Consider the following 16,073-nt stretch of genomic DNA (forward strand, 5'->3'; position numbering starts at 1 on the left):
CGAGTTCCCCGGGCCGGAGTCCGGCCGTGTCCCTCACGTGCGTCTCTCGGGCACCAGTTGTCACAGCAGCCCCGGCGAGCGGGGGTCAGCGCCGCCAGAGGTCGGTGATCGCCAGGCCGCGCTTGGCCAGCTGGGTGCGCAGGACGGTCAGCGACAGCCCCACCACGGCGGCCGGGTCACCCTCCACCCGGCGCACGAACGGCGCGCCGAGCCCGTCGAGGGTGAACGCGCCCGCCACGGCCAGCGGCTCCCCGGTGGCGAGGTAGGCCTCCACCTCCGGCGGCGTGGGCTCGGCGAAGTAGACGACGGTGGAGGCCACCGCGATGTCGCGGCTGACGACCGCGCCGTCCCGGACGTCGAAGAGCGCCTGGCCGGTGTGCAGGATGCCGGAGCGCCCGGCCATGCGCCGCCACCGGTCGCGCGCCTCGGCGGCGTCGGCCGGCTTGCCCTGCGGCTTCCCGGCGAACTCCAGGAGCGAGTCCGCACCGATGACCAGGGCGTCGGTCTCCCGCTTGGCGACGTCCGCGGCCTTCGCGGCGGCCAGCAGGGCGACCTGCTCGGCCACGCGCGGGGCGGAGTACGCGGACTCGTCGACGTCGCTCACCACGACGTCGGGCGCCAGTCCGGCCTGCCGCAGCAGGGACAGCCGGGCCGGGGACGCCGACGCCAGCACCAGCCGGCGGTGGCCGCTCACGCGGACCTCCCGGCGGCGCGCCAGCCGCCGTGGCCGGCGTGCAGCGGGCGGCGGTGGGCGCCGGCGTACGAGGCCCACCCGCCGACCGGCGTCGGGCGGCGGCGCTCCCGGCGCTGGGACAGGGCGGCGACGACGACGGTCAGCGCGGCGAGCTCCTCGGCCGTCGGCTCCCCCTTCACGACCCGCAGCAGCGGGCGCTGCTCCTCGCTCACAGCGGGATGTTCCCGTGCTTCTTGGGCGGCAGGGTCTGGCGCTTGTTGGCCAGCACCCGCAGCGCCTTGGTGACCTGCACGCGGGTGTGCGATGGCGGGATGACCGCGTCGACGTAGCCGCGGTCGGCGGCGATGTAGGGGTTGGCGAGGGTGTCCTCGTACTCCGCGATCAGCTCGGCGCGGCGGGTGTCGGGGTCCTCGGCCGCGGCCAGCTCCTTGCGGTAGAGGATGCCCACCGCGCCCTGCGCGCCGACCACGGCGATCTGCGCCGTCGGCCAGGCGAGGTTCACGTCGGCACCCAGGTGCTTGGAGCCCATGACGTCGTAGGCGCCGCCGTAGGCCTTGCGGGTGATGACGGTGACCTTGGGGACGGTGGCCTCGGCGTAGGCGTAGATCAGCTTGGCGCCGCGGCGGATGATGCCCTCCCACTCCTGCGACGTGCCGGGCAGGAAGCCGGGGACGTCGACGAAGGTGAGCACCGGGATGTTGAAGGCGTCGCAGGTGCGCACGAACCGCGCCGCCTTCTCGCTGGCGTCGATGTCCAGCGTGCCGGCGAACTGGGTGGGCTGGTTCGCCACGACGCCCACCGGCCGGCCCTCGACCCGGCCGAAGCCGATGAGGATGTTCGGCGCGAAGAGCGGCTGCACCTCGAGGAACTCGCCGTCGTCGAGCACGTGCTCGATGACGGTGTGCATGTCGTAGGGCGTGTTCGCCGAGTCCGGGATGAACGAGTCGAGCTCGAGGTCCTCGTCGGTCAGCGCGTCGGGCAGGACCGTCTCGGCCGGGGCGACGTCGAGCGCCGGCAGCGGGTCGAGGTTGTTGCTCGGCAGGTAGGACAGCAGCGCCTTGACGTAGTCGAGGGCGTCGGCCTCGTCCTCGGCCAGGTAGTGCGCGACACCGGACTTGGTGTTGTGCGTACGCGCACCGCCGAGCTCCTCGAGGGAGACGTCCTCGCCGGTCACGGTCTTCACGACGTCGGGCCCGGTGATGAACATCTGGCTGGTCTTGTCGACCATGACGATGAAGTCGGTGAGCGCGGGGGAGTAGACGTGCCCGCCGGCCGCCGGGCCCATCACCAGGGAGATCTGCGGGATGACGCCCGAGGCGTGCACGTTGCGCTGGAAGATCTCGCCGTAGAGGCCGAGGGAGACCACGCCCTCCTGGATCCGGGCGCCACCGCCCTCGTTGATCCCGATGACGGGGCAGCCGTTCTTGATGGCGAAGTCCTGGACCTTGACGATCTTCTCGCCGTAGACCTCGCCGAGGCTGCCGCCGAAGACGGTCACGTCCTGGGAGAAGATCGCGACCGGCCGGCCGTCGACCGTGCCGTAGCCGGTGACGACGCCGTCGCCGAAGGGGCGCTTGTCGGCCATCCCGAAGTTCGTCGACCGGTGCCGGGCGAACTCGTCGAACTCGGTGAAGGAGCCGGGGTCGAGCAGGGCCTCGATCCGCTCGCGCGCGGTCATCTTCCCGGCGGCGTGCTGCTTCTCCACGGCGCGCTCGGAGCCGGCGTGCTGGGCCTCCTGCACGCGGCGCTCGAAGTCCGCGAGCTTCCCGGCCGTCGTGTGGATGTCGACGTCGTCCGGGACCTGCTCCCCGGCGCTCTCCAGTTCAGCCGCGCTCACGTGTCCTCCTCGCTGGCGACCTCGGCCGCCTTCGCGCGCCGCTGGTCTGCTCGTCCGTGACCCACCCGCCCGGTCACGGGTCGTGCCCGCGGGCGCCCGGAGGGATCCCGCGTCCGTGCCGTGCCGGTGTGCAGGCCCCGGCGTACCGGGGCCTCGGATTCCGTAGCGTAGGGGAGCCTCCGGCAGGCCTTCCTGCTGGACTCCGACGGTGCGCCGTCGGGTGCCCCGCCGGACCCGGCCGGACGGCGCCTCCGGGCACCGGTCGATAGCGTGGCCGGGTGCCCGATGACCCCTCCTCCCGCTGGTCGGACCTGGAGCGCCCCGCGCTCGACGCGCGGGCGCTGGAGACCGCGCTCGGCCGGGACAGCGGCCTGTGGCGCTCGGTCGAGGTGGTCGACGAGATCGGCTCGACCAACGCGGCCCTCGCCGCGTCCGCCGCGGCGGGCGCCCCCGAGGGCACCGTCCTCGTCGCCGAGCACCAGGTCACCGGGCGGGGCCGGCTCGACCGGGTGTGGGCCTCGCCGCCCCGCGCCGGGCTGACCGTGTCGTTCCTGCTCCGCCCGGACGTGCCGGCCGCGCGCCGCGGCTGGCTGCCCCTGCTCACCGGGGTGGCGCTGGCCGAGTCGGTGCGCGAGGTCACCGGGGTGCTGGCGTCGGTCAAGTGGCCCAACGACCTCCTCGCCCGGGACGGGCGCAAGCTCGCCGGCATCCTGGCCGAGTCGGTGACCGGCGGGGACCTCCCGGCCGGCGTCGTCGTCGGGGTCGGGCTCAACGTCTCGACCACGGCCGCGGAGCTCCCGGAGACCGGGACGTCCCTGTCGGTGGTCACCGGCGGGACCGTCGACCGGGCACCCGTGCTGCTGGGCTTCCTGCGCGCCCTCGAGCGGCGCTACCGCGGCTGGGTGACCGCGCTGGGTGATCCGGTGGTCTCCGGTCTGGCGCAGGACTACCTGGCGTGGTCGTCCACCATCGGCAGCACCGTGGAGGTGACGATGCCGGACGGCTCGGCGCTGGTCGGCACCGCGCGGGCGATCGACTGGGACGGCCGGCTCGTGGTGGACGCCGCGGAGGGCACCGTCGAGCTGGCCAGCGGCGACGTCCGACACGTCCGGACACGCGTCGCGGAGGCATGACGGGGGGCGGTCCCTGCGTCATCCTGGCGCGGTGCCGTACCCCGACAAGCTCCTCGCCGACGACGAAGAGGTCGTGCGCCACCTGCACCCGCACTGGCTCACGCTCGTCCGGCCGGTCGTGCTGCTCCTGCTCGTCGTCGGCGGCGCCTCGTTCGGCGCCGCGCTCGTCCCCGCGGGGCCGCAGCAGGGGATGGTCCGGCTGGGGATCGTGGTGGCGGCGGCCCTGCTGGTGCTGTTCCTCGTCGTCGTCCCCGTGCTCCGCTGGCGGACGACGCACTACGTGGTCACCACCCACCGGCTGCTGTTCCGCGAGGGCATCCTGGCCCGCCGCGGGCGCGACCTCGGGCTCTCCCGCATCACCGACGTCTCCTACACCCAGACGCTGTGGGAGCGGATCATCAACTCCGGCACGCTGACGATCGAGACCGCCGGTGACGGCGGCGCCACCGTGCTGCGGCAGATCCCCGGCAGCGAGGGCGTCCAGCAGCTCGTCAACGTCATGATCGAGGAGGACGCCGACCGGCGGGCCCAGGAGGCGGCCGGCTACATCCGCGGCCAGGACGGCCGGCCGCCGGAGGACGGCTGGCGGGCCACCAGGGTGCTCTGACCGGCAACCGGATGTGACGGGGCCGTCACGGCGCGCCTGAGCGGTTCTGTCGGACCCCCTCCCTACCTTCTGCGCCATGCGGCTGCTGCACACCTCGGACTGGCACATCGGCCGCACCCTGCACGGCACCGACCTGCTCGCCGAGCAGGAGGCGGTCCTCGGTGGCCTGGCCGACGTCGTCACCGCCGAGCGGGTCGACGTCGTCGTCGTGGCCGGTGACGTCTACGACCGCGCGGTGCCCTCGGCGGACGCCACCGGGGTGCTCGACCGGGTCGTCGGCCGGCTGCTGGCCACCGGCGCCCGGGTGGTGCTGACCCCGGGCAACCACGACTCGGCGCGCCGGCTCGGCACGTTCTCCGGCCTCCTCAGCGCCGCCGGCCTGCACGTCCGGGCGGTCACCGCCCGGCTGGACGAGCCGGTGCTGCTGGCCGACGAGCACGGCGAGGTGGCCGTCTACGGCATCCCGTACCTGGAGCCGGAAGTGGCCCGCCACGAGCTCGGCGTGCCCGGGGCGCGGGGTCACGAGGCGGTGCTGCGCGAGGCCATGGACCGGGTGCGCGCCGACCTGTTCCTGCGGCCGGGCGCCCGATCGGTCGTGCTCGCGCACGCCTTCGTCGGCGGCGGGGTGGCCAGCGAGAGCGAGCGGGACATCTGCGTCGGTGGGGTCGACCTGGTGCCGGGCCGGGTCTTCGACGGCGTCGACTACGTCGCCCTGGGCCACCTGCACCGGCCGCAGACGCTGTCGCCGCGGATGCGGTACAGCGGGTCGCCGCTGGCGTACTCCTTCGGGGAGGCCGGCCAGCAGAAGCAGGCCTGGCTGGTGGAGCTCGACGCCGACGGCCTCGCCGAGGTGCGGGCGCTGCCCCTGCCCACGCCCCGGCCCCTGTCGGTGCTCACCGGCACCCTCGAGGAGCTGCTGGCCGAGCCGGCGCACGCCGCCGCGGAGCAGCACTTCGTCTCCGCCCGGCTCACCGACCCGGTCCGCCCCGCCGACCCCATGCGCCGGCTGCAGGAGCGGTTCCCCTTCTGCGTGCACCTGGACTGGGCGGGCGCGGGGACGGCGAACGGGGGCGGCAGCTACCAGGAGCGGATGAGGGGGCGCAGCGCCCTCGACGTCGCGGGCGAGTTCGTCAGCCACGTGCGAGGCGCGCCGGCCACCGCGGCCGAGCGGGAGCTGCTGGCGCGCGCCCTCGGCGCCGGTGACCGCGCGGAGGCGGCCCGATGAGGCTGCACCGGCTGTCGGTCACCGCGTTCGGCCCGTTCGCCGGAACCGTCGAGGTGGACCTGGACGAGGTCGGCCGGGACGGGCTCTTCCTGCTGTGGGGCCCCACGGGGGCGGGCAAGACGACCCTGCTCGACGCCGTGGTCTTCGCCCTCTACGGGCGGGTGCCCGGCGCGCGCGGCGAGGAGAAGCGGCTGCGCAGCGACCACGCCGACGCGGCCACCCGCACGGAGGTCACCTGCGAGCTCACCCTGGGCGCGGAACGGCTGCGGGTGGTCCGGCGGCCGGAGCAGCAGCGGCCGAAGAAGCGCGGCGAGGGGTGGGCCACCGAGCAGGCGAAGCTGGTGGTCTCCCGGCTCACCGACGGCGGCTGGGAGCCGGTGAGCACCCGGATCGACGAGGGCTCCGAGCACCTGCGCACGCGGCTGGGGCTCGACGTCCACCAGTTCTGCCAGGTCGTGCTGCTGCCGCAGGGCGACTTCGCGCGCTTCCTGCGCGCCGAGCCCGAGCACCGGGCCGAGCTGCTGCGCACGCTGTTCGACGTCGACCGGTTCGCCCGGGCGGAGGAGTGGCTGGCCGAGGAACGCACGGCGGCCCGCGAGCGCACCACGGCGCAGCGCGCGCAGCTGGGCACCCTCGTCGCCCGGGTGGCCCAGATCGCGGACGTCGAGGTGCCCGAGGAGCTCGCCCCGGAGCTGGTCGGCGCGGGTCCGGGGACGCGGGTCGTGCCGTGGGTGGAGCAGGTCCGCGCGACGGCGACCGAGCGCCTGACGGAGGCGACGGCGCGTGCCGACGCGGCCGCCGGGGAGGTGGCCGCGATCGACGGCGAGCTCGCCGCCGCCCGGGCACTGGAGGAGCGGCACGCGCGGCGGGCCCAGGCCGCGGCGGAGCTGGCGGGGCTGGAGCAGCGGGAGCCCGCGCTCGAGCCGCTGCGGGCCGAGCGCGACGCCGGCCGCCGGGCCGAGCCGCTGCGCGACGTGCTGCAGTCGGCCGGCGCGGCGGCCGTGGCCGCGGAGCGCGCGACCGAGGCGCTCTCGGCCGCCGAGGCCGCCTGGTCGCCGGTGGCCGGCGGTCGGGAGGCCACGACCGCGGTGGCCCGCGAACTCCGCGACCGGGCGGCCGAGGCGCGGGCGCTGCTGCCGGAGCTGGACCGGGCGGCCGCCGTCGAGCGCGCCGTCGTCGCGCTGGACGGCACCGTCGACGGGCTGGCCGAGCGCTGCGCCGCCGGGGAGCAGGCCGTGGCCGGCTTCCCCGCCCGGCTCGCCGCGCACGAGGAGCGGCTCGCCCGGGCACGGACCGCCGCGGCCGAGCTGCCGGCGCAGCGGAGCGCGCTGCAGGCGGCCGAGGCTGCGCTGGAGGCCGCCCGCGCCGCCGAGACGCTGGACGGCCGGCTGGCGGGGCTGCGCGAGGACGTGCGGGCGCGACGCGAGGCGTGGGTCGACGCCCGCGAGCAGTGGCTGGACCTCCGCGGCCGGCGGCTCGACGGGATGGCCGCCGAGCTGGCCGCGGCGCTCACCGACGGTGCCCACTGCCCGGTCTGCGGCGCCACCGAGCACCCGCGGCCGGCGGTGCACGACGGGGCGCGGGTGACGGCTGCCGACGAGGACGCCGCCCGGGCGCTCGCCGAGGCCGCGGAGTCCGCCCTCGCCGCGGCCACCGCGCGGCTCGACGCCGCCGAGCGGGAACTGGCCGGGGTGCGCGCCCGCGCCGGGGAGCTGCCGGCGCCGGAGCAGGCCGAGCGGGTCGCCGGCCTCACCGCCGCCGTCCGGGCCACCGCCGAGCTGGCCGGGGGGCTCGCGGCGGCCGAGGCGGAGCTCCAGCAGCTGGCCGGCGAGCGGGAGACCGCGACCGCCCGGCTGGCCGCGGACCGCGAGGAGCGGCGGGCGCGGATCGCCGAGCGAGAGGCGCTCGCCCAGGGTCTGGCCGAGCTGTCCCAGCGGCTGACCGCCGCGCGTGGCGACGACGCCGACCTCCGCACCCGCGTGGCGCGGCTGTCCGCCGCGGCCGACCGGTGCGAGGCCGTCGTCACCGCCGCGGCCGACGAGGTGCGGGCCCGGGCCCAGGCGGAGGCCACCCGCCGGGCCGCCGAGGAGCGGGCGGCGGGCGCCGCCTTCGACGACCTGCTCGACGCGGCGGCGGCCCTGCTCGAACCCGGCCGCCTCGCCCGGCTGGACCGGCAGCTGGACGAGCACGACCAGCGGGTCGCGCTGCTGCGCGGACGGCTGGCCGAGGCCGAGCTGGCCGACCTGCCCCCGCGGCCCGACCTGGGCGCGCTGGAGGACCGCTGCGCGGGGATGACCCGGCGGCGGGAGGACGCGGTGGCCGCGCTCGAGCAGGCGCGCCGCTGCACCGCGTCCCTGGCCCACCTCGTCGGCCGGGTGACCGCCGCGGAACTGGAGCTCGCCGAGCTGCGCGACTGGGCCGACCAGGTCACGGCGCTCGCCGACCTCGCCCACGGCAGGGGGGCGAACGCCCGGAGGATGCGGCTGCAGTCCTTCGTCCTCGCCGCGCGCCTGGAGCAGGTGGCCGAGGTGGCCAGCCGGCGGCTGCTGGACATGTCCGGCGGCCGGTACACCTTCCTGCACAGCGACGCGCAGGGGCGGCACGGTGCCCGTGGCGGTCTGGGCCTGGACGTCTTCGACGAGTACACCGGCGTGCGGCGGCCCACGAAGACCCTCTCCGGTGGGGAGAGCTTCATGGCGTCGTTGGCCCTGGCGCTCGGTCTCGCCGACGTCGTCACCGCCGAGACCGGAGGGGTGCGCATCGACACGCTTTTCGTCGACGAGGGGTTCGGCACCCTCGACGCGCAGGCGCTGGACGCGGTCATGACCGTGCTCGACGAGCTGCGCCGCGGCGGCCGCACGGTCGGCGTGATCAGTCACCTGGAGGAGCTGCGCACCCGCATCCCGACGCGGTTGGAGGTGGTCGCGGGACGCAACGGGTCACGCCTGGCGGGCTGAGCGTCCGGTCAGGGCCGGCCCGGGGCGGAGGTCAGCACCGGATCGCGCGGCGGAGCCGTCGCGTGGGCGGGGAAGACCCACCACCGGTAGGTGAGCCAGCGGATCGCGGTGCCGGCGACGATCGAGACGATGTTGGCCGCCTGGAGGACGAGCGCCGACTCCTGGCCCAGCGGGTAGCGGACGAAGGCCACGATGGCCAGGCTCAGCAGCAGCGTCGCGCCGTTGATGAGGATGAACAGCGAGTACTCCCGCCGCAGCCCGGTGCGCGCGCGGCGGGAGAACGACCAGAACCGGTGGCCGAGGAACGCCAGCGTCGTCGACACGAGGCTGGCCATCAGCTTCGACGTGACCGCCCCCAGACCCACGGAGGCGTAGAGCAGCTGGAACAGGCCGAGATCGACGAGGAAGCAGACCGAGCCGACGACGCCGAAGGCCCCGAGTTCACGCACCAGCCGGCGTTCGCCGTCGCGGAGGAGTTGGCGCAGCCGCGCGGGTAGGCCCACGAGAGCACTGTACGGAGGCCGCGGTCGGATGCGCTCGGCGTGCGCCCGGGCGGCGCCGCTAGCCTGCGGGCACCATGCCTGCGCCCCTGCACCCGCACACCGAACTTCCCGTGGTGGCCATGATCGGCGGCGGCCAGCTCGCCCGCATGACCCACCAGGCCGCCGTCGCGCTCGGCCAGTCGCTGCGGGTCCTGGCGGCCGACCCGGACGAGTCGGCCGCGCTCGTCGCCGCCGACGTGCGCCTCGGCGACCACCGGGACCTCGAGGCCCTGCGCGCCGTCGCCGACGGCGCCACCGTCGTCACCTTCGACCACGAGCACGTGCCCACCGAGCACCTGCGCGCTCTCGAGGCCGCCGGCCACCGCGTCGCCCCCGGGCCCGGCGCGTTGGTGCACGCGCAGGACAAGCTGGTCCTCCGCCGGGCGCTGCAGGAGGCGGGCGAGCCGCAACCGGCCTGGGTCGAGGTGCACACCGTCCACGACGTCACCGCCTTCGCCGACGAGGTCGGCTGGCCGGTCGTGCTCAAGACCCCGCGCGGCGGCTACGACGGCAAGGGAGTCTTCGTCGTCCACGGGCCCGACGAGGTCGCCGACCTGCTCGAGCGGCACGGCGCGCTGCTGGCCGAGGAGCGGGTCCGCATGGTGCGCGAGCTGTCGGCGCAGGTCGCGCGGTCGCCGTTCGGTCAGGTCGCGGTGTGGCCGGTCGTCGAGACCGTGCAGCGCGACGGCGTCTGCGCCGAGGTGCTCGCCCCGGCGCCGGAGCTGTCCGAGGAGCTGGCGACCGCGGCGCAGGAGCTCGCCGTGCGGATCGCCGACCGGCTCGGGGTCGTCGGCATGCTCGCCGTCGAGCTCTTCCAGACCCCCGACGGCGTGCTGGTCAACGAGCTGGCCATGCGCCCGCACAACTCCGGGCACTGGACGATCGAGGGCGCCCGGACCAGCCAGTTCGAGCAGCACCTGCGCGCCGTCCTCGACTACCCGCTGGGCTCGACGGCGATGACCGCGCCGGTCGTGGTGATGGCCAACGTGCTCGGCGGTGCCGCGGCGGCCGACGACTGGTCGGGGCCGGCGCTCGACGAGCGCGTCCACCACTTCCTGGCGCACTGGCCGGACGTGAAGCTGCACTGGTACGGCAAGACCCAGCGGGCGGGCCGCAAGCTGGGGCACGTGACGGCGCTGGGCGACGACGTCGCGGAGGTGCGGGCCCGCGCGGTCGCCGCCGCCCGGTACCTGGCCGACGGGGTCGTCGACCCCGCCTTCGCGTTCGAGCACGACCACTGAGCCCTGAGGAGAGCCCCCTGTGAGCCAGCCGGTCCCCGCCGACGGTCCCGTCGTCGGCATCGTCATGGGCAGCGACTCCGACTGGCCGATGATGGCGCCGGCCGCCGAGGCACTGGCGGAGTTCGGCATCGGCTACGAGGCGCACGTCCTCTCGGCCCACCGCACCCCGCGCCGCATGCTCGACTACGCCGAGGGCGCGGCCGCCCGGGGCCTGCGGGTGATCGTCGCCGGCGCCGGGGGAGCGGCGCACCTGCCCGGCATGGTCGCCGCGGCGACGCCGCTGCCGGTGATCGGCGTGCCGCGCCCGCTGGACCGGCTCGACGGGCTGGACAGCCTGCTGTCGATCGTGCAGATGCCGGCCGGCGTGCCCGTGGCGACGGTGGGCATCGGCGGCGGGCGGAACGCCGGCCTGCTCGCCGTCCGCATCCTGGCCGCCGCCGACCCGCAGCTGCGCGGCCGGGTCGAGCGGTTCCAGGCGGAGCTGGCCGAGAGCGTGGTCGCCCGGGACCTCACCCTGCAGGAGCGCCTCGCTACCGGCGGATAGTCGGACGTCCTACGATCGGCGACGTGGGTACGAACAGCGGGCTGTACGCGTTGACCGAGGAGCACGAGGCGATCCGGGCGGCGGTGCGTGACATCGCCGAGCGGGAGATCGCCCCCCACGCTGCCGAGGTGGACGCGGAGTCCCGCTACCCGATCGAGGCGCAGAAGGCCCTCACCGCCGCCGGCTTCCACGCCACGCACATCCCCGAGCAGTACGGCGGGGAGGGGGCCGACGCGATCGCCACCTGCATCGTCATCGAGGAGGTCGCCCGCGTCGACGTCAGCGCCTCGCTCATCCCCGCTGTCAACAAGCTCGGATCGATGCCGATCATCCTGTCCGCGGCCGAGGACGTGAAGCAGAAGGTGCTGCCCTCGATCGCCTCCGGCGAAGCGATGATCAGCTACGGGCTCTCCGAGCGGGAGGCCGGCTCGGACGCCGCGGCGATGAAGACCCGCGCCCGGCTGGAGGGCGACAGCTGGGTCCTCAACGGCACCAAGGCCTGGATCACCAACTCCGGCGTCTCCGAGTGGTACACGGTCATGGCCGTCACCGACCCGGAGAAGAAGGCCGGCGGAATCTCGGCGTTCGTCGTGCACCGCGACGACCCGGGCTTCGCCGTGGGCCCGAAGGAACGCAAGATGGGGATCAAGGGGTCGCCCACCTGCGAGCTGTACTTCACAGACTGCACCATCCCGGCCGACCGGATCATCGGCGCGCCCGGCACCGGCTTCAAGACCGCCCTGCGCACCCTCGACTTCACCCGCCCGACCATCGGCGCCCAGGCCGTCGGCGTCGCCCAGGGCGCGCTGGACGCTTCGGTCGCCTACGTCAAGGAGCGGAAGCAGTTCGGGACGTCGGTCGGCTCGTTCCAGGGCGTGCAGTTCATGCTCGCCGACATGGAAATGAAGATCGAGGCGGCCCGTCACCTGGTCTACGTCGCCGCGGCGGCGGGGGAGCAGGGGCGGCCCGACGTCACGCGCCTCTCGGCCTCGGCCAAGGCCTTCGCCTCCGACGTCGCCATGCAGGTGACCACCGACGCCGTCCAGCTCTTCGGCGGTGCCGGGTACACCCAGGACTTCCCGGTCGAACGGATGATGCGGGACGCCAAGATCACCCAGATCTACGAGGGCACCAACCAGGTCCAGCGCATGGTGATCGCACGAAGTCTCCTGAGGTAGGACATCGACCGGCCTTCGCGCAGGTCAGGGTGATGACCGTCCTCGAGAACGGCCGGGCCGAAGGAGAGGGTGTTCCAGACGCCGTCGGCCACCAGCTCGCCGGCGGTGGTCGCCGCCTCGCCGTGGACCTGCACCGTGTTCGCGCAACCCGACCGCGGCACGGGGCAGGAGGGACCCGTCACCGTCCCGCCGGCTGAGAGCGACGACGCGGCGGGCCCGGAGGACTGCGCGGCCTCGTGGGCGTCGACGCAGGGACATCCCGGTCAGGCGGTCCAGCCGCCGGGTCTCGGGCCACAGGGCGACGACGAGCGCGGCCGGCACCACGAGCAGACCCAGGTTGCCCACCAGTTGGACGACCGTGGCCCCGGAGTCCAGGCCGGCTGCGTACCAGCGCAGCTCCTCGAGGGGGAACCCCAGGCCCACCCCGTGCCGGCCGGCGTCAGCGTCAGCACGGCCACCGTGACGAGGGCGACGCCGAGAAGCAGGGAGAGGACCGGCGGGTTCCTCCGCGAGCAGGGGGCGCGGTCCGGTCGTCGTCCATGCCCCGCCGTCCGCGCCACGTCGGTCGTCTACTCCTCCGCCGACGCCGAGAGCGGTGCCGCGTACACCGTGGTCGTCGACGACACGGAGGTGACCACCGCGACAGCCGGCGAGTTCACCGGCGGCGGAATGGGTGGCGGCATGCCGGGCGGCGCGGGTGGCGGCGGACCTCGCCTCTCCCGGAACTGACGGACCAGCCCGACCGGTTCTAGGCAGCGGCCGGAGCGGACGGCGACGACGAACGCATTCACAGGGACACCGCCGGACGGTGACAGGTTCGTCCCAGGGAGATCTCCGAGGCTGTGACCGGCGGCCGGAGCGTCCGGTCGCGGACGAGGAGCAGTCATGCGCAAGAAGCTGATCATCGCCACCACCGCCGGCGTGCTGACCCTGGGCGGGCTGGCGGTCGCCGTCCCGGCGCTCGCCGGTCCGGGGACCGCCGGAGGATCCGCGGTCGACCGGATCACCGAGGCCCTCTCCGGGCTGGTCTCCGACGGGTCGATCACCCAGGAGCAGGCCGACGAGGTGGCCACGACGCTGGACGAGGCGGGCATCGGCGACCGTGGCGGCCACCGCGGTGGGGGGCTGGACCTGGCGGCCGCCGCGACGGTCCTCGGCATGACCGAGGACGAGCTGCACACCGCGCTCGAGGCAGACGGCACCACGCTGGCGCAGGTCGCCGAGGAGCAGGGTGTCGCGGTCGACACGCTCGTGGACGCGCTGGCGACGGCTCAGCAGGAGCGCATCGCCGCCGCCGTGGAGGACGGCCGGCTCACCCAGGAGCAGGCCGACGAGCGACTGGCCGACCTGGAGGAGCGGGTGACCGAGCGGGTGAACACCGAGGCGCCGGCCGACCGCGACCGCGGCCACGGTCCCCACGGGGACCGCGACAGTCGGGCCGGCGACGGCGCGGACGACGGGGCGGCCGAGACCCCGGCGGACTGACCCGGAGCCGGCCGCACGCGGCACCGCCCCCCTGGGGGGGCGTTGCCGTTCGCGGTCAGGCCTCCGGGACGCGCCCGGTCGGTCCAGCCGCGGTCAGCGGGGCGAACCCGAGGGCGCGCTCGAGCACGCGGACGCGGTAGGCCGCGGTCAGCACGAGGAACCAGACCACCAGCGCCGGGAGCACCGTCCGGAACACCGGGCCCGCCGCCTCCGTCAGCCCGAAGTAGTCGGTGAACCAGGGGACGAACAGCAGTCCGGAGAACGCCACGACGAGCGCGGCGACGAGCACGGCCGGTCGCTTGTCGCCGTCCGGACACGCCCAGGCGGCGAAGAGCCGGCTCGGCGGCTTCAGGAACAGGATCAGCAGGAATGCGGCGTACGAGACGAACGTCGACAGCGCCGTCTGCGCCCCGATGGTGGCCGCGGCTTCGGCGAAGCCGACGTCGTCCGATGACAGGCCGGTGTAGCGCTCGAAAGCGTCGAGCACCTCGGCCGGGGTGCCGGCACGGCTCAGCCCCGCGAAGAGGAACGTGTAGTGGTAGGCGTACAGGCCGACGCCTCCGGCGGCCGTGATGACCGCGGCCGGTACGACGAACCGTCCCAGGTTCGCCAGCAGATGCGGGTCCGGCGCCGAGGGCTTCGCCCACGAGGTGAGGAACAGCGTCGGGACGCCGACGGTGAGCAGCGTGAGCCCGACGTTCGCGGGCGAGTACGGAAAGCCGATACCCAGCATGGTCACCGCGAGGATGACCAGGGCCTGCGTGCCGACGCGGGCCAGGAAGACCTGCATCGACGTCCCGATGCCGTTGATGATCCGCCGACCCTCGTGCTGGGCGGGCAGCAGCGCACCCAGGGCGTCGTCGGTGAGCACGATGTCGGCGACGTCGCGGGCGACCGCACTGCCGCTCTTCATCGCCACGCCGACGTGCGCGCGCTTGAGGGCGCGGGCGTCGTTGACGCCGTCCCCGATCATCGCGACGTAGCGGCCCTGCCGCCGCAGGGAGTCGACGAGCCGCTCCTTCTGCTCCGGCGCGATCCGGCCGAACACCGTCGTGCGGGCGACCAGCCCGTCGAGCTCGGGTTCCGAGAGGCCGTCGAGGTCCGCACCGGTGACCGGCGTCCCGGCGTCGAGGCCGGCCTGACGGCCGAGGGCGGCGACGGTGCGTGGGTCGTCGCCCGAGATGACCTTGAGCGTGATCCCGTCGTCGGCGAACCGCTCGATCGTCTCGGGGACGTCCGGGCGCAGTTCGTCGGCGAGGGACACGACGGCGACCGGCTCGAGGGCGGGCAGCTGCGGTCGACCGGCGGTGTCCCGCAGCGGCGCGTCGGCGCCGGCGCGGGCGACGACGAGGACTCGCAGCCCCTGGTCGGTCCGCGCGCTCACCGGCTCGGTGAGCGGTGCACCGGACAGGCGGGGGGCCAGGCGGTCGGGCGCGCCGAGGACGTACACGCCGTCGTCGGTGCGCAGGGCGCTCCACCGCAGCGACGAGGCGAAGGGGATCTCGTCGTGGACGGTCCACGCCAGGCCGGGCAGCGCGGCGGCGAGCGCGGTGGTGGTCAGATTGGGCGCGTCGGTGCTGCGGGCCAGGGAACCGACCAGTTCCTCGGCGGCCCCGGCGTCCAGCGCGCCGACCGGGTACACCTCCGCCAGATTCAGCCGGCCCGTCGTCAACGTGCCCGTCTTGTCGGTGCATACGACGTCGACGTTGCTCACCGACTCGACGGCGTTGACCTGCTGCACGAGGGCGCCGCGGCCGCTGCTCCTGGCCGCGCCGACGGTGTAGGCGACGGTCACGAGGAAGAACAGTCCGTAGGGCACCAGGCCGGAGAGCACCGCGGTGGTCTGCACGACCCGGACCAGGGGGAGTCCCTCCAGCGCGGCCTGGAACAGGATCGTCGCGCTCATCAGCGCGACCAGCAGCATCACCAGCCGGACGACGAACTCGATGCGGTTCTGCAGGGGCGTCTTGTCGGTGGTGACCTGACGCGCGTCGGCGGTCAGCCGGCTGGCGTAGCTGGCGGCACCGACGTCCCGGGCGAGCTGGTGCCCTTCGCCACCGACGCAGAAGCTGCCCGACAGCAGATCGTCGCCGGGCTTCTTGGACAGCGGCTCGGCCTCCCCGGTCAGCAGGGACTCGTCGACGTCCACCCGGCCGCCGTCGAGCAGCGGGCCGTCGACGACGAGCTGGTCACCGGGGCGCACGTGGACGACGTCTCCGCGGACGATGTCCTCCGGAACCACCTCGACGTCCCGGCCGTCCCGGACGACGGTGACCCGGCTGCGGTCGAGCAGCTGCAGCCGGTCCAGCTTGCGCTTGGCCCGGATCTCCTGCACGGCGCTGATCGCTGCGTTGACCAGGCCGAGACCGACGCTGGTGAAGGCGTCGCTGTAGCGGCCCAGCGCGAGCAGGGCGGCGCCGATGACGAACAGGATGATGTTGAAGAACGAGAAGACGTTCGTGCGCAGGATCCGGGCGTAGCTGCGGGACGACGCGCTGACGGCGACGTTGCGCTCGCCCCCGCGCCGCCGGGCCTCGGCCTCCCGCTGGGAGAGGCCGGTGACCGGCCCGTCGCCCAGCGCGGAGCCCGACTCCTGCACGTCCATCGGGCTCGCCCTCCGTCGGCGGCGC

General features: G+C 75.0%; 14 protein-coding genes. 9 read left to right on the plus strand and 5 right to left on the minus strand.

Going from position 1 to position 16,073, the window contains the following annotated elements; all coding sequences use genetic code 11:
• Window positions 1–85: 85 nt before the first annotated feature.
• Genes ACI790_RS14305 through ACI790_RS14315 form a run of 3 tightly spaced genes read right to left on the minus strand, consistent with a single transcriptional unit; the run spans window position 86 to window position 2,531 of the window.
• Window positions 86–694, minus strand: a complete 609-nt coding sequence (locus ACI790_RS14305; RefSeq protein ID WP_456570445.1) for a Maf family protein — start codon at window positions 692–694, stop codon at window positions 86–88.
• Window positions 691–906 (minus strand): acyl-CoA carboxylase subunit epsilon, encoded by a 216-nt coding sequence (locus ACI790_RS14310; RefSeq protein ID WP_456570446.1) that lies wholly within the window; start codon window positions 904–906, stop codon window positions 691–693. The genes ACI790_RS14305 and ACI790_RS14310 overlap by 4 nt, the downstream gene beginning before the upstream one ends.
• Window positions 903–2,531, minus strand: a complete 1,629-nt coding sequence (locus ACI790_RS14315) for an acyl-CoA carboxylase subunit beta (RefSeq protein WP_456570447.1) — start codon at window positions 2,529–2,531, stop codon at window positions 903–905. Before ACI790_RS14315 ends, ACI790_RS14310 begins: the two co-directional genes overlap by 4 nt.
• Window positions 2,532–2,809: 278 nt before the next feature.
• On the opposite strand from ACI790_RS14315, the gene ACI790_RS14320 reads away from it, so the two are divergent.
• The 4 genes from ACI790_RS14320 (at window position 2,810) to ACI790_RS14335 (ending at window position 8,453) form a co-directional block, all read left to right on the plus strand.
• Complete coding sequence (locus ACI790_RS14320; protein WP_456570448.1) at window positions 2,810–3,664, plus strand: biotin--[acetyl-CoA-carboxylase] ligase; 855 nt, start codon at window positions 2,810–2,812, stop codon at window positions 3,662–3,664.
• A gap of 31 nt (window positions 3,665–3,695) precedes the next feature.
• Complete coding sequence (locus ACI790_RS14325) at window positions 3,696–4,271, plus strand: PH domain-containing protein (protein WP_456570449.1); 576 nt, start codon at window positions 3,696–3,698, stop codon at window positions 4,269–4,271.
• Between the two features lie 76 nt (window positions 4,272–4,347).
• The gene (locus tag ACI790_RS14330; RefSeq protein WP_456570450.1) at window positions 4,348–5,496 is read left to right on the plus strand and encodes an exonuclease SbcCD subunit D; all 1,149 of its coding nucleotides are present in this window, start codon (window positions 4,348–4,350) and stop codon (window positions 5,494–5,496) included.
• Window positions 5,493–8,453, plus strand: a complete 2,961-nt coding sequence (locus tag ACI790_RS14335) for an AAA family ATPase (RefSeq protein WP_456570451.1) — start codon at window positions 5,493–5,495, stop codon at window positions 8,451–8,453. The genes ACI790_RS14330 and ACI790_RS14335 overlap by 4 nt, the downstream gene beginning before the upstream one ends.
• An 8-nt stretch (window positions 8,454–8,461) precedes the next feature.
• Here ACI790_RS14335 and ACI790_RS14340 read toward each other — a convergent pair whose 3' ends face one another.
• Window positions 8,462–8,956 (minus strand): GtrA family protein, encoded by a 495-nt coding sequence (locus ACI790_RS14340; protein WP_456570452.1) that lies wholly within the window; start codon window positions 8,954–8,956, stop codon window positions 8,462–8,464.
• 74 nt (window positions 8,957–9,030) lie between these two features.
• On the opposite strand from ACI790_RS14340, the gene ACI790_RS14345 reads away from it, so the two are divergent.
• The 5 genes from ACI790_RS14345 to ACI790_RS14365 all read left to right on the plus strand — a co-directional run bounded on the left by ACI790_RS14345 (window position 9,031) and on the right by ACI790_RS14365 (window position 13,443).
• Window positions 9,031–10,236 (plus strand): 5-(carboxyamino)imidazole ribonucleotide synthase, encoded by a 1,206-nt coding sequence (locus tag ACI790_RS14345; protein ID WP_456570453.1) that lies wholly within the window; start codon window positions 9,031–9,033, stop codon window positions 10,234–10,236.
• Window positions 10,237–10,255: 19 nt separating this feature from the next.
• On the plus strand, window positions 10,256–10,780 hold the full coding sequence (gene purE / locus ACI790_RS14350) for a 5-(carboxyamino)imidazole ribonucleotide mutase (protein ID WP_456570454.1): 525 nt from the start codon (window positions 10,256–10,258) through the stop codon (window positions 10,778–10,780).
• A gap of 23 nt (window positions 10,781–10,803) precedes the next feature.
• A complete protein-coding gene (locus tag ACI790_RS14355; protein ID WP_456570455.1) occupies window positions 10,804–11,958 on the plus strand; it encodes an acyl-CoA dehydrogenase family protein in 1,155 nt (384 codons plus the stop codon).
• Window positions 11,959–12,027: 69 nt separating this feature from the next.
• On the plus strand, window positions 12,028–12,687 hold the full coding sequence (locus ACI790_RS14360) for a hypothetical protein (RefSeq protein WP_456570456.1): 660 nt from the start codon (window positions 12,028–12,030) through the stop codon (window positions 12,685–12,687).
• Window positions 12,688–12,843: 156 nt separating this feature from the next.
• A complete protein-coding gene (locus tag ACI790_RS14365; protein ID WP_456570457.1) occupies window positions 12,844–13,443 on the plus strand; it encodes a hypothetical protein in 600 nt (199 codons plus the stop codon).
• Between the two features lie 55 nt (window positions 13,444–13,498).
• On the opposite strand, the gene ACI790_RS14370 is transcribed toward ACI790_RS14365, so the two are convergent.
• Entirely contained in the window at window positions 13,499–16,048 is a 2,550-nt protein-coding gene (locus ACI790_RS14370) for an HAD-IC family P-type ATPase (protein ID WP_456570458.1), read from the minus strand.
• Between the last annotated feature and the right edge of the window lie 25 nt (window positions 16,049–16,073).

This window comes from Blastococcus sp. SYSU DS0539, assembly GCF_054050855.1.